15 protein-coding genes are annotated in these 18,208 nt (G+C 39.6%); all 15 read right to left on the bottom strand.

Going from position 1 to position 18,208, the window contains the following annotated elements:
- Positions 1-34 precede the first annotated feature (34 nt).
- Entirely contained in the window at positions 35-1,750 is a 1,716-nt protein-coding gene (locus tag I595_RS16090; protein WP_054560481.1) for a carbamoyltransferase family protein, read from the bottom strand.
- Between the two features lie 37 nt (positions 1,751-1,787).
- The gene (locus I595_RS16085; RefSeq protein WP_054560480.1) at positions 1,788-2,534 is read right to left on the bottom strand and encodes a glycosyltransferase family 2 protein; all 747 of its coding nucleotides are present in this window, start codon (positions 2,532-2,534) and stop codon (positions 1,788-1,790) included.
- Positions 2,521-3,744 carry a glycosyltransferase gene (locus I595_RS16080; RefSeq protein ID WP_054560479.1) on the bottom strand — a complete coding sequence of 408 codons (1,224 nt, stop codon included), beginning with the start codon at positions 3,742-3,744 and terminating at the stop codon, positions 2,521-2,523. The genes I595_RS16085 and I595_RS16080 overlap by 14 nt, the downstream gene beginning before the upstream one ends.
- A gap of 22 nt (positions 3,745-3,766) precedes the next feature.
- Positions 3,767-4,810 (bottom strand): hypothetical protein, encoded by a 1,044-nt coding sequence (locus I595_RS16075; protein ID WP_157449788.1) that lies wholly within the window; start codon positions 4,808-4,810, stop codon positions 3,767-3,769.
- A gap of 44 nt (positions 4,811-4,854) precedes the next feature.
- Entirely contained in the window at positions 4,855-6,021 is a 1,167-nt protein-coding gene (locus I595_RS16070; RefSeq protein WP_054560477.1) for a glycosyltransferase, read from the bottom strand.
- 27 nt (positions 6,022-6,048) lie between these two features.
- Complete coding sequence (locus tag I595_RS16065; protein WP_054560476.1) at positions 6,049-6,918, bottom strand: glycosyltransferase family 2 protein; 870 nt, start codon at positions 6,916-6,918, stop codon at positions 6,049-6,051.
- Positions 6,919-6,993: 75 nt separating this feature from the next.
- Positions 6,994-8,028, bottom strand: coding sequence for a hypothetical protein (locus I595_RS16060; protein WP_157449787.1), 1,035 nt, complete (start codon positions 8,026-8,028; stop codon positions 6,994-6,996).
- 163 nt (positions 8,029-8,191) lie between these two features.
- Positions 8,192-8,773 (bottom strand): acyltransferase, encoded by a 582-nt coding sequence (locus I595_RS16055; protein ID WP_054560474.1) that lies wholly within the window; start codon positions 8,771-8,773, stop codon positions 8,192-8,194.
- A gap of 6 nt (positions 8,774-8,779) precedes the next feature.
- Complete coding sequence (locus I595_RS16050) at positions 8,780-10,027, bottom strand: glycosyltransferase family 4 protein (RefSeq protein WP_054560473.1); 1,248 nt, start codon at positions 10,025-10,027, stop codon at positions 8,780-8,782.
- Positions 10,028-10,031: 4 nt separating this feature from the next.
- Positions 10,032-11,015 (bottom strand): glycosyltransferase, encoded by a 984-nt coding sequence (locus I595_RS16045; protein WP_172675969.1) that lies wholly within the window; start codon positions 11,013-11,015, stop codon positions 10,032-10,034.
- Between the two features lie 118 nt (positions 11,016-11,133).
- Entirely contained in the window at positions 11,134-12,597 is a 1,464-nt protein-coding gene (locus I595_RS16040) for a lipopolysaccharide biosynthesis protein (RefSeq protein ID WP_054560471.1), read from the bottom strand.
- Positions 12,598-12,658: 61 nt separating this feature from the next.
- Entirely contained in the window at positions 12,659-13,276 is a 618-nt protein-coding gene (locus I595_RS16035) for an O-fucosyltransferase family protein (RefSeq protein ID WP_157449786.1), read from the bottom strand.
- Between the two features lie 354 nt (positions 13,277-13,630).
- Positions 13,631-14,719, bottom strand: a complete 1,089-nt coding sequence (locus tag I595_RS16030; protein WP_054560469.1) for a GDP-L-fucose synthase family protein — start codon at positions 14,717-14,719, stop codon at positions 13,631-13,633.
- A 112-nt stretch (positions 14,720-14,831) separates the two neighbouring features.
- Positions 14,832-15,947 carry a GDP-mannose 4,6-dehydratase gene (gmd, locus tag I595_RS16025; protein ID WP_054560468.1) on the bottom strand — a complete coding sequence of 372 codons (1,116 nt, stop codon included), beginning with the start codon at positions 15,945-15,947 and terminating at the stop codon, positions 14,832-14,834.
- 149 nt (positions 15,948-16,096) lie between these two features.
- Positions 16,097-17,884 carry a hypothetical protein gene (locus I595_RS16020; protein WP_054560467.1) on the bottom strand — a complete coding sequence of 596 codons (1,788 nt, stop codon included), beginning with the start codon at positions 17,882-17,884 and terminating at the stop codon, positions 16,097-16,099.
- Between the last annotated feature and the right edge of the window lie 324 nt (positions 17,885-18,208).

Raw genomic sequence — 18,208 nt, 5'->3', positions numbered from 1 at the left:
GATTCTTAACCTATGGTAGTGGCATTTCCTACAATTACCGTTCCACCACCATGTTTTCCATAACCAATACGTCCATTTGGGTTCTGGCAAAGCATGCGTAGGCCTCCGCAGGGGAATTGACGATAGGCTCGTTTTCATTGAACGAGGTGTTCAATAAGATGGGTACCCCGGTTTTTTTTCTAAACGTATCAATTAATCGATAATATCTGGGTGAAACTTGCTTATCAACACTCTGTAACCTACCTGTTCCGTCCACATGGGTCACTGCGGGGATTTCCTTGTGTTTTTCAGCTTTTATGGGAAATACCTTTTCCATAAAGGGAACGTCCTGGGTATATTCAAAATATTCCGGAACATATTCTTTTAGGATGGAAGGGGCAAAGGGTCTAAAGCTTTCCCGTCTTTTAATCTTTAGGTTAAGCAATTCTTTGGCCTTATCATTCCTTGGGTCCGCGATGATGGAACGGTTGCCCAATGCCCTAGGCCCAAATTCTGCCCTGCCTTGGAACCAACCTATGACGGCAGGCTCGATAAGCTTATCGGTCAAATAGTCGTACAGTTCTTCTTCCTCAAGGCGTTTGTAGGGTACCTTGTTTTCTTTGAGGAAAGCTTCAATTTCCTCATTGGTAAACCTGGAACCGGTACTGGCACTTTGAATCGCTTGTTTTCTGGGATGATTTAGGTTATGATGGTAATGGAAGAGTGCAGACCCCATGGAGATTCCCGCATCGTGCCCTGCCGATGGAATATAAAGTTGGTCAAAATTGGTGTTGGCAATAATTTTGCCGTTGGCCACGGAGTTTTGTGCCACACCTCCAGCAATGCATAGGTTTTTTGAACCCGTTTTTTCTTGCAGGTGTGCTGCCATATGGAATATGATCTCTTCGGTTACCACCTGAACGGACTTTGCCAAGTCTTTATGAAATTGGGTAAGTTCATCTTCCTTTTTGCGTGCGGGACCAAATAATTCCTCAAATTTTTTCGTGTAGAATGTATCCACCACGGGTTGGTTATTGACATATTGGACCTTTACCTCACCAAAGTATTCATTTGCCCATGTCCAACGCCCATTTGGTTCTAAGGTTACCAACTTCCGCACCTTGTCCACAAGTGTGGGTTGTCCATAAGGAGCAAGCCCCATAACCTTATATTCGTCCCCATAATGGGGAAACCCTAAAAAATGGGTAAAGGCCGTATAGATAAAGCCAAGCGAAACCGGGTAGTCAATGCTGTCCAATACCTCTATTTGGTTCCCTTTTCCGTAACCGTACATACAGGTGGTAAAATCTCCTGACCCATCTATGGAAAGAAGGGCCGCCTCTTCAAAATGACTGGCAAAAAATGCCGAGGCAAGGTGTGCCCGATGATGTTCTACATGAACCAATTTTTTAGAAATCATTTCCTGAGGGCAACCAAAAGCATCTGCAAATTGTTGGGGAATGGACGTAATATCCTTTCTATTTTCCCATCGGTTTTGAATCAGGGAAGCACCTGTTTTAAGATTTTTAAGCGCAAAGAGCATCTTTTTACCCAATTTGGCCTTGGCGTCCCGGCCAATAGTGATATGATCTACCCCTTCTAGTGTAGTATTGGCCTCTTGTAAACAAAATTGTATGGCCTGGGCAGGAAAACCCGCCCAATGCTTTACACGGGTAAACCGTTCTTCTTCCGTTGCAGCTATTAATTTTCCATCCAAAAAAATAGCAGCGGAAGAATCTGCGTGGTGCGTGTTTAAACCTAGAATAATCATGATTTTTTACTTTATGGGAAACTTTTATGTATTGGGTCTAAAAAAACTGTTTGAGTTTTGGTACCAGTCGGCGTACGGTATATAGTGGGTTGATAGGAATCTTGTTTTTTTTAAAGGCTTTAATACATTCTTTATTGCCTTCAATCATATTGGTAATGCCATTACTGGTTGCACCGCCTAACCGCATGCGTACCAATGGTTTTTCAATATAGCTCCAAGCAATCCGATGTTTTTCCAAAAACCTGAGCATAAGTTCAAAATCTGCCGCTAGTTGGAGTTCTTCATCAAAATAACCAAAACGTTCATAGATTTCTTTTTTAACAAAAAAGCTTGGGTGAGCCGGGTGCCAGCCTTTTCTAAAGGCATTTTTCGTGTAAGGTCCGGTAACCCATTTGCGCACAATTTTTGTAGTGTCCTCTTGGTTTACGTAATACAGGTCACCAAAGACACAATCGGCATTAGTCGTTTCAAAGGCGGCCACCACTTTTGAAATTACATCTTCGGAATTATAAAAATCATCCGAATTTAAGATTCCGATGATTTCCCCATCCGCAAGTTGCAAACCTTTGTTCATGGCGTTATAAATGCCCTTGTCCTTTTCCGAGACGATGTTGGCTACCCTGTTGGGAATACTGTTTATCTCTGCTATGGTATGGTCCGTAGAAGCTCCATCAATAATCAGGTGATCTATGTGTTGGTAATCTTGCCGATATACGGACTCCACACAGTCTTTTATGAACTGGGCGCTATTATAGGTCGCTGTTACAATGCTAACTTTTAACATAAGAATTTGTCATTCGGTTATACAGGTCTATATATTTGTTCAGTTGGATGTTTGCATCAAAATGGCCAGCAACATATTTTTTTAAAGTCGCAACGGGTAAGGGATTTTTTACGATATCCCGTCCAACATCCAGTGCTGTTGAAAAATCGCCCACTTTTATAATCCTGCCCACCTCAGCGGATACCATTTCCGTGCATCCGCCTGTTTGGTATGCAATTACCGGAGTGCCGCACGCAAGGGACTCAATGTTGGTGGTGGGATAGGTGTCTGCATACGTAAAATTCAAATACACATCAGCATGTTTATAAAGGGCCATTAAGGCTTCTTTATTTTCTGTGCGTTCTATTCCAATGATGTTATTGGGCAAGCCCACAAGCTGTTTTTTGTTAAGCCCCACCAATACAATCCGCTCGTCAGCTTTTAATAATTCCGAAGCCTTTATAAAATCGCCCAAACCCTTTGTTTCGCTCCAGACACTGGCCACACCCAAATAAATGGTTTTTCCTTGGGGTAAAATGCTTGGTCGCGGCAAGGTATCTATTTGTTTAAATTGTTCTAAGTCCAATCCATTGCCGATGACTTCTATGGGATAGTCTTGAAGGAATGATTGCTTCAGAATTTTTCCTAGCCATTGGCTTACGGGTACCAAGGTGAGGTTTTCCACTCCAGAAAAAGCAGCTTTTTTGTCCTTAAAATTTTCTGGGGAGCGGTCGGTTACCAAACTTTTTGGATAGTCTGCTTTTAACTCACAACTGTGGCACTGGCTTTTCCATTTTTCGCAACCGACATATTCAAAATGGGTACAATGCCCAGTAAACGGCCAACAATCATGTAGGGTCCAGATGACCGGTATTTTATGTTGTTTGATGTATTGGAACAATAACTGATAATTCAGATAATACCCATGAAGGTTATGTAAATGTATGATGTCTGGATGGATTCTAGTAAGCGCTGCGATGAGTCGTTTGGTTCCAGATTTGCTATGTAATCCGTGCGAATCCAAGAATCTGGTTGCGACTAGGTGCCGTGCCTGTTCCCATCGGTTCCCGATTTTTAGTAAGGGAATATTAGTCTTTGCTTCTTTACGACCATAGGCAAAAAAAGGATGCCAGCCTTGCTGTTGGGCAAGGAGCGCAATGGTATTGGCAATATTTCCCGTGCTGCCGTAAGCTGCAACTGAATTAATTTGGACTACTTTTTTCTTGGCCATTGGCAACTGCTACATGCTATTTTTAGTTTGCTAAACGTAGCTTGTTCAAAATTAAATAAACATGTTGTTTAAATCGTTTGTAATAGTTGACCGGGTGGTTTTTTGGGTTGAGCATCGCGTCCTTACAGTACGCTAGATAACTTTCTTGATCCTTAAAATGAAATTGGTTTTGCGCAATTGCGTTAAACATGGTCACAAAACCGGTTCCCTTTTCATTGGGTAAATGCCAGATAGGTAATTGGTGATCTTCCGGGGTAACATTTCTAAAATAATTTGCGTTGGTCCACATACGTTTAACTGTAGTGTCCAAGCCACCAATGTCGGTACCATATTTGTAATAAAAGAAGGAAAGCACATGCGCCTCTTCGTTGAACTTGCTTTTATTGGCTTTCCATAGGTTGATTAGTTCCTTAAACAGTTCGGGAAAGTCCTTGGCTACATTTTTTATAAAAATACCATTGGCAAACAGTGCTTCCCCACCGGAGTAATAGGGATTGTTGTCCATGGATAATCCAAAATGGGAAAATAATTTTCGCATTTCTTTCCCAGTGACCCCATTGATCAAGTAATCACGTTCATGGTCTACCACATAGGTGCGCGCCGGGGTTTCCCTATCCAAGGGTTGTATGGCCGGGTAAAATGGTTTGGAGAAAATACAGTCAGAATCCAACATCAGAAATTGTGTGGAATCACTTATTTCTTTGGCCATGTGCTCTATGATGGAAAACTCAAAAAACTGGTTCCTAAAATTGGCATGATACCCTTTTGGCAAAGGATATTTATTGGCTACATGGACCACCTCAATACCATTGCTTTTAAAAAATGCGTTAAGGTCTAGGCCTGGTAATTGTGGGACTTCTTTGGCATTGGTAAACAAAAGGTGTCTTTGTTCTTTATGAAAACGAAGGGAGCTCGCAAAAAACACCACAACACAGCGCCAATACACCGCTTGGAATTCTGCTGAGGCACTATCTGCCTTTACCGTATTGTTCGGGTACTTGGATTTTTCTTCTTCCCCATCAAGATAAACCCATGTGGCAATGATGTCTTTATTGGTTACTTGCATATGGTTGTTTTTTCTGGTTAACAATTTGGACGATCGCATCTTGGTCAGACCAAGGGTTTACCGCCTAAAATAAGGTTCTCCACACTTTTTACTTGGTAATATGGATTGTAGTACGTGTCAATGATTTCGTAGCACTGTGCTCTCAGGGTTTCCCTGTCCACGTCCAGACGGAGCCATTCTTGAATTTTAATGGCCATATCGTCTATATTGTCCCGCTCAAAAAGCACTCCGTTTTTTCCTGGCACAATACTCTGTGCTTCTGGCATTTGATGGCGCCTATCGTTGTGGGTACAGACGGGTGTTCCAAAACTTAGGCTATGGATGGCCGTGAGGCCTACGTTCCCAGGGGAAACGCAGAGATCAGATGCTGCCATTAGCTTGGCATTAATGGCATTGTCATAACAGGCCCCAAAAAAGTGATAGGTTCCTGCCGGGAGGTTCTTACTGGCCTGTTCCTGCAACTGTTCTTTTTCAACACCGTCACCAATAAATAGCAGGTTCACTTTTGTGCCGCTCTCCAGCAACTTTTTTGCCACAGAAATCAACATATCCAGTTTTTTAATTTTGGTAAGACGGCCAACAAATAATAGCACGGGGATTTCTGGACGCTCAAAAAAAGGAAATACTTCTTTTTTGTCCAGTGCTCCCAAGGTGTTTCTTAATTTTAAATGTTCATCATAGTCCAATGAATTAAAAAGCACATGGATGGTATGGGGTTTAAAGCCCATTTTAGCCATCATCTGCTTTGCGTGCCGTTCATAGACCAGGTGCTTGTCCGCTAGTTTGTTAAAGGTGGTTCTAAGACTTTTTTTTAATCCGGTTTCATTCCCATACATACCATGTCCCTTAAAAATAACCGTAATGCCTTTTCTTTTACAGTACAGGGCAAAGAGCCAATTGCTCAATGCGGTAAACTCCCCTAGTAAGATAACGGCGGTTGGTTTTTTCTTTAACCATTCCCTGAATTTAAAAGATTGCCAAACCAAATATTTTCCTTTAAGGTAATAATTCTTTACCTCATGCAAGCGGTTGGTTTTGCCTTTAAAGGAATCATGGGAAAAATCAATTGTTTTAATACCGTCAAAGCGGTTTTTTCCAAAAAAGAAATGGAGCTCCATATTGTTGGACTGTACCAATTTAGACCAAATATTTTTACGGTACAAAGGGGCAATGTTATTAACATAAAGTACCAAAGGCTTTTCTTGGGCCATAAAGAAGCATCATTGTTGTTGCTATTGTTAACGGTGCTTTCTGCTCTTATGGTATACAGTGGGCAAAAAAAGTTTTAAACCGGCAGATAGAGCCACAAACGGAATGCGTAATGGAAAATGCCGCTTCATTAGGTTAAGGTTAGAGGCAAAGTCCAGCCCCAAGGGATGATGCAGCACATCCCATCTTTTTTTAAAGGGAAATGTATGGTAGTCTTCATAGATATCTTTGTGATCGTGTTCACAGAACCCCGTAAATTCTGGGAGCGACAACACGGGATACCCTTTTTTTACCGCCAAAAGCGTATAATCATAATCTGCGACCCCGTGCACAAAGGCAGTAGAAAGAATCCCAATCCCCTCCACTACCTCTTTGGATACGTACATAATGTTGGCGTTGCCCAATTCACAAGCTTGGTAGCTCCCATTGGGGGGCAGAAAATGGTATTTAAATAAAAACCGGTTGGTGAGTTTCGCTCCCCCGTAGGTCATTTTCTTGCTTTGTGAATCCTGCGTACTCCCAAGATAAATTCCTTTTTTTCCATAGCGTTCCAAGCAATATGCGTCCGCTTTGTCCATTTCCAGAAATAGCTGCTCAAAAACAAGGGTATCGTCATTTAATAGCAAAAACCCATCGTAGTTGCCAGATAAAGCCGTTTGCCAAGCATGTCTCATACCGCCTGCCCAATACAGGTTGCCTGTGCCCTGTAGAACGTTGATTTTGGGATACCTGCTTATTACGGCTTCCCCCGTACCATCTGTGGAACCATCATCCGTCAAATAAATGGTAAAGTGGTAGCCCGGCGGTGCATTTTGTATGGCCTCATTAAGGGCGGACAGGCAAGCCAAGGTTTTTTGCTTGCGGTTAAAACAGGTAAGGAGAATTGCAATTTTAGTCATTACTGGATGTTGATAGAGGGTTGGTATTGAATATTTTATAAAAACTTACCACACAATTTTGTAGTTGTTATCATATTATTGAATCAAATTATTACCCTTAACAATGTTGTTTTTTTGTTGGTTAATAGCGCCCTGAAAAAGGCAATAAAAAAGAAATAATTGTACGGAACCCTCTAAAATTGGTTCTACAAAGAATTGGAGCATAAAAGCCAAAGTATATACCAAAACCTGATTCCTGAAAATAATATTTGTAGAGTGGTTTCTGATGATTCCTAATGCTTTGATTAAAGATCTAATGGTAAATAAACATAAAAAGAAGAAGGAGAGCAGGGTTCCGCCCCGAGCCGTATCTAGCCACAAATTGTGGGAATAGCCAAAATCATCCACCTTCCAGCCCATAGGTTTCTTAATCATATATTCTAAAGATTTTTCCCACCGTTCGGTTCTACCGCCAGCGGTTGAAGCACCATGACTTTTGCTATCCATCCTATCTGCATAGGCACTCAATAAATCAGAGTCAAAGTCTATGTTCACAGTGGTCAACACCGCATTGAGGCCGAAAAAAACCAGCAGTAATGTTATAAAATTACGGGTAGGTGATTGAACTTTAAACAAGAAAAGTAAGCTTGCGAAAAGGGTAAAACCACTAATTACAATTTGTGTCCTACTGCCCAGTCTGAGAACTGCTAAAATAGACAAACAATAAACGGTAACTAAGATTAGGTTTATGAGGATTTTTCTCTTTTTGAATGAAAAAAGCAGTAGTGCAGGTAGGCACATGTTTGCAAATAAATACGCTGCCGTTCCAGTGGCCGCGCCTGATGACCCCCAAAGTAAGGGTATATTTCTTTCGGTTTGGGCAAAACCACCACTTGCAATGTTCAATAGCACGGATATCAAAGCAATCGTCGAGTATATCACCGATAACCCCAAAATAATATTAAAAAGTTGTTCACTACCCTTTGCTTTTTTTGCAATATTTTTTCCTAATAGATAAAATACAAGGGGAAAGAGGGCATAAACTAAAATGAACTGCATGCCACTATAGGGATCAAAAGCATAGAAAATAGCGTATACCACAGAAAAAATGAACAATATTATTGAGTCCAAATCTAAAATTTTACTGAACTCTTTAGCATGCAGTAGGATGTAGATAGTCAAACAATATCCAAATACAAAACCATAATAAAAAAAATCGAGAAAATAAGCGATTAATAAAACTAATGGAACAATACCAAATGATTTGATAAAAGATGTTTTTATGATATCCACTTTAGCTTGTTTTCTTAATTAACCTAGCGGGATTTCCACCCCATATTTCATTTGGCGGAATATCTTTGGTCACTAAAGATCCAGCACCAATAATTGAATTAGCACCAATACTAACTCCTTTTAAAATGATGGAGTGACCGCCAATAAAAGCATTCTTTCCTATTGTTATAGGACCTGTTAGCGGTTTATCTGTCTCGGGATTTTTGCGGTGTTCTGCTAGTAACGAATGAAAGTCAGTATCGTATATTTTTACACCTCCACCAATTTTCACATTATCGTCAATACGTACGGACTCATGACAAACAAGGGTGCAATTAGACATACCTACCATATTGCCAATTTGTACAGTGGCTCCGGGCAAAACGTTTATAATTAACTTGTTATCCCCTCCAATGGGATTAGCTCGTGTACCCGAGTTCATACGTACTCCTCTGCCTATTTGTAAGGAACCCGTACCAAATAAAAAAAGTTTTCCCGATATGGTGGGGTAGGATTCGTATTGTACTTTTTTAATTTTTATATAGGCATAATTTCTTAGGTAATAAAGCCATACTAATCGTGTTCTCCAAATTTTTAAAAGCATTGCAGTTTAGTTATTTAATATCTTGGAATAAGCTTGGAGGACTTGTTGTTTAATTAATTCTTTAGAGTGTCTCTTGGATGCAACTTTTATGGCATTTTCAGAAAGCTTGCTACAAAGTCCTTTGTTATTGAGTAGTTCCAATATATGCATTGCCAATACCGCTGTTTCCTCAAACCGGTACAACATTGCGTTTTCATTATGTTGAGCCATATCGCATACCCCACCAACTTGGGCTGCTATTACTGGGACTCCCAATATTTGTGCTTCACCTAGGGAATTTGGACTATTCTCAATACTTGAGGGACAAATAAATAGATCCGCATTTAGATACTGTTCAATCATTTGGGTTTCATTCTGATTGCCCAAAAATACTACGTTCCTTTCCAAATTGTACTTTTTTATCAAACCAAGAATAATATTCGCGTAACCGCTTTTGTAGGAAATTCCAAAAACCTTCTTTTTTTCAAGAATGTTGGCACCTGCTATTTTTACCATTATTTCTGGGTACTCTCGCTTCACTATGGCCAAGGCTTCCAGCACTTTGTGCAACCCTTTGATGGGATAAGCACATTGACTCAAAAAAATAATTTTTTCATTCCTTTTTTTTAATGTCCATTTTGGTGAAGTATAAAAACCCTCACGCAAACGTTCTCCGCCATAAAAGTAAACAGCATCCTGTCTTTTACTAAAAATATGTGCCTTGTCCCAACTTGTGCGGCCTATAAAGTATTTAGTATTTTTAAAGTATTCATTCTCGGACTTTCCCCTATGTTTAAAACGCCTTTGACCGTGCCACAGGGTATCTCGTTTAATAAGGTCTCTAAAGGTAATATTTGCCAGTATGGTATGCCACCTCAAACCTCCTAAATAAAAATCACTATAAATGGATACCAAGCCTTGAATGGAGACAATGTATTTGAGACTGGGAAAAGTGTTCATTAAACTAAGGCCAAATGTATATTCCGTCCCATGAATGTGTACTAAGTCTGGTTCAAAAGTCTGAATAATGGCGTGCCATTTTGCCTCTACTTCCTTTGTTGAAAGAGAGTTGTAATTGATTAAAAAATAGTTAATACCCTTTAGATGGATTGATTCTATATTTTGATTGCCAAAAGATACTACGCCAAGTTCTGTGACGTCGTTAGATAGGTCTTTTGCCAACGAGTACATCCAACCTCCAACGTTTGGGGTTCCTTGTGCCATGTATTCCGCCAAATCTGGAAAAACGGTATTACTAATCCATAAAACCTTCATATTATTACGTATTAATAATGCTTTCTAATATCTTAACTTGATTACTGGGATTCCAATAGGTGTCAATTATGCCATAACATGCGGTCCTGTTATTTTTCCTTTCATCGGCATCAAGCCCAATCCAATATTCAATAGTGCCTGCCAGGTCGTTGATATCGTCTTGCTTAAAGAACCCTCCCGTTTTATTTGGTACGATTACTTCATATTCCGGACTATGTTCATCTAGGTTATCGTGGGTTAGGGAAGGAGTGCCATAGGTTAGGCTATGGATGGCCGTTAACCCAATATAACCTGGTGTAACACAAACAGCTGCGTTATAGAACAATTCCCCTAGTTTTTCTTCTTCATAACAGGCTCCGTATATCCAAACTTTATCAGATAATTTTTGTTTGGTTAAAAACGATTCTATGTTATTTACATCTACTTTAGGGCCTATTAAGGCCAAATTACAGTGATGACCTTGATTATTCAAGAGGGCTACTGCCATAATAAGTTGGTCCAATTTTTTTGCCTTTAATAAGCGACCCACATAGACCAAGGTAGGATGGTTATTGCCAAAATAGTCTATATAAATGGTAGTTGGCATAAGCCTTTTTCTAATTTTTAATTGTTTTTCATGGTTAAGGGAGTTGTAGATGACTACTAGTTTATGACCTGGGTAACCTAACTCTAGCATGTTCTTTTTGGCGGCGTTGCCATATAATAAAATTTTATTGGGCAATAAATAAAAAATTCTCTCAAACCACCAAAAGCGTTGCTTGTTTTTTGTTTTGATACCATGTGTCCAGAAAAACACTTTTTTATTTAAAAATCTCGCGAAGATTGTAATCCACCAGTTGCTCAAAACATTGGGTTCCCCGGTCAAAATATATACCGAGTAGGGTTTAAATGCTAAATTTAAAAGGTTGTTGCTCCATTTAAAGCTGGTATTAAAAAATGAAAAAGTGTTAAATTCTTTCTTAAACCCGGATAAATTGCTGTAATCCATTTTTTTTATGGGTGAATCAAGCGTGTCACCGAAATAAAAATCGCAATCCAGTTTTTTATCCATTAATTGATAAATCGGACCTCTATAGTGAGGTGCATAATTGAATATGCAACAAATTTTATTTTTTTTCATAGAAACTTTTAGCGTTGGCAATAATAAATGTAAATCCTTCTAATTTTAGAAAATAACTTGCGGAAATCATAAATACTGGAAAGGATATCCCTAAAATAAGAAGCTTTAGAAAACTATTATTTGTGAATAACATTAATAGGTAAACCAAAAGGCTTGTGGCAATTGTTAGTACTAACGTTGCCCGCATATCCTTAAGTTGTTTAAATGCACCATACTTCATGATTTTCCCGGGATAATGCGTGTTAATAAAAAAGTGGATAATGGTTGCGACCAGATCCGCAATGGCAATGTAGAAAATACCGAATGGTAAGGCGGTAACCAATAAAATTAATCTAATCGCCAGTTTACCGTATTGTTGTTTTAATACTAAGTCACTTCTACCCACAGTGTATAGAAGATTTATGCTTATTCCTGACATTATGGTAATTGATCTGCTCACGCAGATTATAGACATAATTGGTGCGGCCGCTGCCCATTTTTCAGTTAGCAAAATCAGAATCAATGGTTTTGCCCCTACAGCAAGGGCACAAAAAAATGGGAAGACCAAAACAGACGATGCTTTTATGATTTTAGATGTTTGGGTAACAAGAAATGTGAGATTCTCTTTGTACTTTGCCAAACTCGGCAATAGTACACTATCGTAAACGGTATTAATAGTACCATAAGCCATGTCCGCAAATTGGGTACCCCTTGTATATATGCCCAATGCAGCAGGATTAATGACTTTACCAATAAACACAGCCGCCAGATTACTAACTAAACTACCTAGCAAAGAGGAAACCAACAACCTAGACCCAAAACCAAACAAACTTTTAAACGCTTGTTTAGAGAATTTTAGTTGGGGTGTCCAGTTGGAAGCTATTAAAAAAAGTATTGCCAGTAGACCTGTTTTGCAAAGTGTTTGCCAAACCAGTGCCCATTCCCCATAATTTTGATACGCTAGGTAGATAGCTAAAATACCACTTAACGCCGTAGCTAAAATATTCAGCTTGGCAATGGTTTTAAAATCCATTTGTAAGCTAAACAAGGTTTGGGGAATTGCCATTAAGGCATAAAAGAATAAGGAAACCGCAAGAACGCGAAATAACAAGGTTAGGTTTGGTATATTGTAGAAATCTGCAACTAACGGTGCTGTAAAAAATAGTACAAGGTAACAGACTGAAGAAATCAATAAATTAAAGACAAAAACCGAGGAGATATCCAAAGCAGTCGGATTCTGTTTTTGAATCAGGGCTTTACTAAACCCACTATCAATAAAAATCTGAGAAAACGATATAAAAACAATCAACAAACCAATTGTACCATATTCATTGGGGGTTAACAGGCGTGCCAATATGATACCTAGCACAAAAGCAACAAGCTGTACGGATAGCCGTTCTATACCACTCCAGATAAAACCACTTAACACAGTCTTTCCAAAAGTCACTTTATTCGTTGAAGGTTCGAGCATTGCCTGTTTATAGTTCTGGAAATAATGACAAAATGTTAGTACCTTAATTTAATAAGGCCTTTTAATGTACTATTTTTAAAGGTAACCCACCTATATCAGCAGCGGTTTGGTTAAAAGTACTCTGATGTGAACCGTAAATTTTTTCAGTCTTTGACAAGGCATAAAGGTCTACCACTGCGTCCTGTATTGCAAAGGGACTATTTCTATTATAACTGGTAACCGTTTGATAAATTAAACGATTTGAAAAAACACTCTTAAACGTATTGATTACCCTATGGTTGTCAGTAGATAAATATAGTTCCAGATGTGGGTTTAGGTCAAGCTCCTTTTTAGCCATTTCTACAAACTTAGCTACCGGGCTCTTTTCTATGGCCATAGCATGGTCAGTTTGTCTTATGTGTATTCCCAGCACGTTCTTTTTGGCATTAATAAGCGCATTAACTCTTTGAACTATAATGTCTATGGGTTCAAAATCTACATAACGTATTTTATTATCATAAAGTCTGTAGCAGGATTCAATGAAAATAATTTTTCTGTCACTAAACATGTTGGGTAATAAGATAGTTGTTTTTGAAAGGAGCCAGTTGTCAAGTTCCTTTACATGTTTCTCATGTTTATCGGGTACAGAAGCGTAGATGTCACTAAAAAAATGGTTGCTCTTAACCTTTGTTTTGTCCACTTTTTCAACTTTGGATAGTAAGCGCAAATTGCTAACCGCTTTAAAGGGGTCCGCTTTGACCAATAAAAGTCTACGGAATCTTTTTGGATGGGGTCGGGCAAGCAAAAGATTTTGAAATCGATTTGAATACCGTTCTGGAAAACCTGTTGGTAAATCTATAACAGAGATAGTAATTTTTTTACTCGTTAGAGGTTTGAACAGTTTGTCGAAACCACAGTTTAAAGCATGGTCTTTTACCCACAATACGATTAATTCGTATTTGTATTTTTCGCACAATACTATTGCAGAATCAATACAACGCATTCTATTGCATAACCCTCCCAATGGTTTTAAATATAGTTTTCCCAACACCAATCAGTCTTTTGTGTACCAATCGTACATATTTTTAATACCCTCTTCCAAGCCCATCTGATGTTTCCAACCCAGCGCATGTAGTTTGCTCACATCGGTTAGTTTTTTTAGCGTACCATCTGGCTTTTGCACGTTAAAATTAAAACTCCCTTGAAACGCCAAACTGGTTTTGATCAATTCTGCTAATTTGGCAATGCTGATATCCTCTCCCGTACCAATATTGATATGGGTATTGCGTATTTCTGTGCTCCTTTCTTTGTAGGTATCTTTAAAATCCCGTTGTTCCATAAGAAACACACAGGCGTCGGCCATGTCTTCTGACCATAAAAATTCGCGCATGGGCTTTCCACTGCCCCAAATTTCGACCGAAACGGTTCCTTGGGAGTGTTGCACCACCCCATATTTTTGCAGCACCGCTATTTTTTCTGCCTCTGTGGCCTTGGCAGCAACCCCTTCTATGGGCAAGCGGTCCAAATCTGCATTGATGGTTTGCCAATCTCCTTGTTCCAAAGCCTTGCCCAAATGCACCTTTCGGATCAATGCGGGCAGTACGTGGGATTTTTCCAAATCAAAATTATCATTGGGACCATAAAGGTTGGTGGGCATCACGGAAATAAAGTTGGTGCCGTATTGCAAATTATAACTTTCACAAAGCTTAATCCCCGCAATCTTTGCTATGGCGTAGGGTTCGTTGGTATATTCCAGCACATCGGTAAGCAAATAATCCTCTTTCATGGGCTGGGGACAGGCTTTAGGGTAAATACAGGTACTGCCCAAAAACAGTAATTTTTTTACCCCATGCAGGTAACTTTGGTGCACTACGTTGTTTTGGATCATGAGGTTATCATAGATAAATTCCCCACGGTAGGTGTTGTTGGCAACAATGCCGCCTACTTTGGCCGCCGCCAAAAAAACATAGGCAGGCTTTTCGGTTTCAAAAAAGTCTGCCACGGCTTGTGTATTGGTCAAATCTAACTCCCTGTGGGTTCTGTGGATGATGTTCGTATACCCTTTGGCCTGTAAATTTTTAAGCAATGCACTGCCTACAAGGCCCCTATGGCCTGCGATGTAAATTTTGGAATTTTTTTCCATGGTTCGTTATTTATTGCAATACGGTATCCTAAAAAACGGCGACACCTGTTATGTTGGAACAAAAATAGTCAAGCCTTTTTTGGACTTGACTATTTTTGGAGGAACGGTCTATTTATTCGAAATAATTTAAAATCCGATATCCACCGTCCTTTAGATATTGGTCTTTTTTCATCAATTTAATATCGCTTTGCATCATATCGGCCACCAAGTCTTTAAGTTCGTACTTTGGGGTCCATCCCAGTTTTGTATTTGCTTTGGTGGGGTCGCCAATCAACAGGTCCACCTCCGTAGGCCTAAAATATTTGGGATCTACGGCCAACACCTCTTTGCCTATGGGCAATTGGTATTCTGGGTTGTGGCAGGCCTTTACGGTGGCCTTTTCATCCACTCCTTCGCCAGAAAACTCCAGTTCAATGCCCACTTCGTTAAAACTCATTCGCACAAATTCACGCACTGGGGTGGTCTTACCCGTTGCTATGACCCAATCTTCGGCCTCATCTGCTTGTAAGATCATCCACATCATACGCACATAATCCTTGGCATGCCCCCAGTCCCTTTGAGCATCCAAATTACCCAAATAGAACTTATCCTGTAATCCCAAGGCAATTCTTGCAGTGGCCCTCGTAATTTTTCGGGTCACAAAAGTTTCTCCCCTAATGGGGGATTCGTGATTGAATAAAATACCATTGCACGCATACATATTGTAGGCTTCCCTATAGTTTACCGTTATCCAGTAGGCATACATTTTGGCCACCGCATAAGGGCTTCTGGGGTAAAATGGGGTAGTTTCACTCTGCGGTACCTCTTGCACCTTACCATAGAGCTCTGATGTAGAGGCTTGGTAAATCCTTGTTTTTTCGGATAGGCCCAATAGGCGTACAGCATCCAAGATTCGCAATGTTCCTAACCCATCCGCATTACCCGTATACTCTGGGGTTTCAAAGGAAACGGCCACATGGCTCATGGCCGCCAGGTTATAGATTTCATCTGGTTGTATTTCTTGGATAAGACGGATCAAGTTGGTACTATCCGTCATATCCCCGTAATGGAGCACAAAATTACGTTCGGTCTCATGTGGATCTTGGTACAGATGGTCTATGCGGTCCGTATTAAATAAGGATGACCTACGTTTTAGACCATGCACGATATAGCCTTTTTTAAGTAGAAATTCGCTTAAATAGGCTCCGTCTTGGCCGGTAACGCCAGTGATCAATGCTACTTTTTTCATGTAAACACTAAGTTTTAAAATTTAAGTAATTGGCTCCGTTAAGTGTGCCGTGTTTTAGTTTTGTACAGAAACGTAAAAAAGGGAATAAAATTTTGATCTCATGAAAAAAGCCCCAAAATTGAGGCTTTTTTTAGAAAAATAAGAATGTCTTAAAAAGCCCCAATATTAAAGCTACTTCTGGTCTTACCGTTAAAATCTTTGGAGGCTTTACTATTTAAATGGCCAATGTCCTTTCCAGCACCCCTTAAAGGACTATTGGGTAACAGCTCAAGACCACTTACGTCAAAGGAACCATCGATTATGGAATTTGGATCACTAAACATAGGGTTGCCATCAATGATATTATTTTCCTCAAAGGCCAATGGGCTATTTCTATTTAAATTTCCTGAAAAGTGACAATTTTCAAATTTGGTATTGGCGTTCAGTACGTACCCCCTATGGTTGGTATATAAAGATGCCGAAGCCGAGAAGTGACAATTGATAAAGGCATTTCCACTGTTTTCCCGATGCGCGCGGATGCCAAATTGGGTGTTATAGAAAGTACAGTTTAAAAACTGGTTGTCAGTGGTAGGACCCAAATGTGCATAGCTTTCAGAAAATATTACACCATATTGGGCATTTTTAACAATAATATTGATATAATCATTGGCCCTTCCTGCATATGCATTGCTCCTGTCCTCACCATGGTCTAAAAAAACCAACCCGCCCCAAACATTATCTATGATTATATCCTTAAAAGTATTGCCAGTCGCACTATTTGAGGTTAGAATGTAGGCCAAGGGGTCACCATCGGTGTAATAGGAACCATTCAATTCGCCTTTTTCGAAAGTATTGTTCGTTGAGCTTGCAAAGCTAGCCTCAATATTAGTGTTGATAACCTTCCAGTTTCTAATCGTATTATTGATAGCGCCATTTTTGACTATAAAACCATGGCCACCGTGGGTGGTGCTCGTAAGCCTGTGACAGCGGTTGTACTCAACGATTAAATCAGAAGACGGTCTTCCTGATTCACTGGTAATTAAGAAAAAATAATCGGTTCCATTTACTTCATTGTAGGAATAGACAACATTGTCCGCATAAACGCCGGAATTGGCACCTTTGATTTCCAGTGCGTGTTGTTCGCTATTTAAAAAACTACAGAACCTAACCTCCAAATTGGTAGAACTTCTATTAGCAATCCCAAATCCTTGATAGCGATCGGGGTGTGAAGAGTCCCTAGACCCAATATCGAGATTGCCTTGCTCCATAATGATACAATTAATTACCTTATTATTTGCCGAGTCAGCATTAAAAAACATTCCAAAATCACCACCTTTTATAATAAAGTTGTGAAATTCAATGAACTGGCCTCGAATGGTAAAGAACATGTCATTTCGTAGATATGCTTTTTCGAAAAAAGGCATATCTAAGGCGGTTGGTCGTTTTGTGTAATCAAATTCCTCATCATTGGCTAGACGAGTTGTTCCACGCCGATCCCTTACACTATTAGACAATAAGGTCTGTTTGAATGCATCAATATCCCCAGGTACCTCTTTATAACCTATAAACCTAAGTTTCTCTGAACTATCCCCCCTTTGGTTAAATTCAAAATTACCACTGGTGTATTTTCCGGCCTTAACATAAATGGTCATCCCAGGTCTTGCTTTTGCCACGGCTTCGGACCATGTCCAGGCCGTAGCCTCAGATTTACCATCATTGCTTCCTGAGGCCTCTGAGGATACAAAATAACTATTCTCGTCTACAACAAACTCCTCTTCGGAACCGGTGGCATTATCAGGGATAGGGGTTGTGTCAAAGTCTTCGGTGATGGTTTCATCTTCTTGGAATTGGGTAAGTTCGCCATACAAATCGGTGTCCGCTTCACAGCCGATTAGCCAAATACAAAGAAGGGATACAATGGACATAAGGGTGATTTTAAAAAAAGATAGTGTACGCATAGCAAAGTAGGGTTTTTAAAAATTTAGGTTAAGTTCAACTCTTAGATTTTGGGATTTAAAGTTCTGAATAAATTATACTTTATCGCTTAAATGATGTTTTTTTTCGACCAAATACATCTTTCAGATAACCGTTTTACGGAAGTATTCATTTTTTGGATGTTCATCGATATTTTTTTCGATGAACTACCTTAATTTTTAAGAATTTATAACCCGTTGTGTGTTTTGAATGCTTTTAAGAATTAAAACGGTCAGTTCAAGTTTTTTCTGGAAGAAAAAGTATCGAGAATAAGGTTTCATAGCTAAAATTCTGATTCTCGATACTAT

Origin of the sequence: Croceitalea dokdonensis DOKDO 023 (assembly GCF_001306415.1) — a bacterium.
GTDB classification, from domain to species: Bacteria; Bacteroidota; Bacteroidia; order Flavobacteriales; family Flavobacteriaceae; genus Croceitalea; species Croceitalea dokdonensis.
Note: the sequence above shows the minus strand (reverse complement) of the source record. Positions and strands in the feature narration are given on the sequence as shown.

What these genes read in the sequence shown, in the direction of transcription:
- gmd (WP_054560468.1), bottom strand. Translation starts at nt 15,947, where the DNA reads ATGAAAAAAGTAGCATTGATCACTGGCGTTACCGGCCAAGACGGAGCC.
- I595_RS16085 (WP_054560480.1), bottom strand. Translation starts at nt 2,534, where the DNA reads ATGTTAAAAGTTAGCATTGTAACAGCGACCTATAATAGCGCCCAGTTC.
- I595_RS16030 (WP_054560469.1), bottom strand. Translation starts at nt 14,719, where the DNA reads ATGGAAAAAAATTCCAAAATTTACATCGCAGGCCATAGGGGCCTTGTA.
- I595_RS16070 (WP_054560477.1), bottom strand. Translation starts at nt 6,021, where the DNA reads ATGGCCCAAGAAAAGCCTTTGGTACTTTATGTTAATAACATTGCCCCT.
- I595_RS16050 (WP_054560473.1), bottom strand. Translation starts at nt 10,027, where the DNA reads ATGAAGGTTTTATGGATTAGTAATACCGTTTTTCCAGATTTGGCGGAA.
- I595_RS16020 (WP_054560467.1), bottom strand. Translation starts at nt 17,884, where the DNA reads ATGCGTACACTATCTTTTTTTAAAATCACCCTTATGTCCATTGTATCC.
- I595_RS16045 (WP_172675969.1), bottom strand. Translation starts at nt 11,015, where the DNA reads ATGGATTACAGCAATTTATCCGGGTTTAAGAAAGAATTTAACACTTTT.
- I595_RS16055 (WP_054560474.1), bottom strand. Translation starts at nt 8,773, where the DNA reads ATGCTTTTAAAAATTTGGAGAACACGATTAGTATGGCTTTATTACCTA.
- I595_RS16080 (WP_054560479.1), bottom strand. Translation starts at nt 3,744, where the DNA reads ATGGCCAAGAAAAAAGTAGTCCAAATTAATTCAGTTGCAGCTTACGGC.
- I595_RS16040 (WP_054560471.1), bottom strand. Translation starts at nt 12,597, where the DNA reads ATGCTCGAACCTTCAACGAATAAAGTGACTTTTGGAAAGACTGTGTTA.
- I595_RS16075 (WP_157449788.1), bottom strand. Translation starts at nt 4,810, where the DNA reads ATGCAAGTAACCAATAAAGACATCATTGCCACATGGGTTTATCTTGAT.
- I595_RS16090 (WP_054560481.1), bottom strand. Translation starts at nt 1,750, where the DNA reads ATGATTATTCTAGGTTTAAACACGCACCACGCAGATTCTTCCGCTGCT.
- I595_RS16065 (WP_054560476.1), bottom strand. Translation starts at nt 6,918, where the DNA reads ATGACTAAAATTGCAATTCTCCTTACCTGTTTTAACCGCAAGCAAAAA.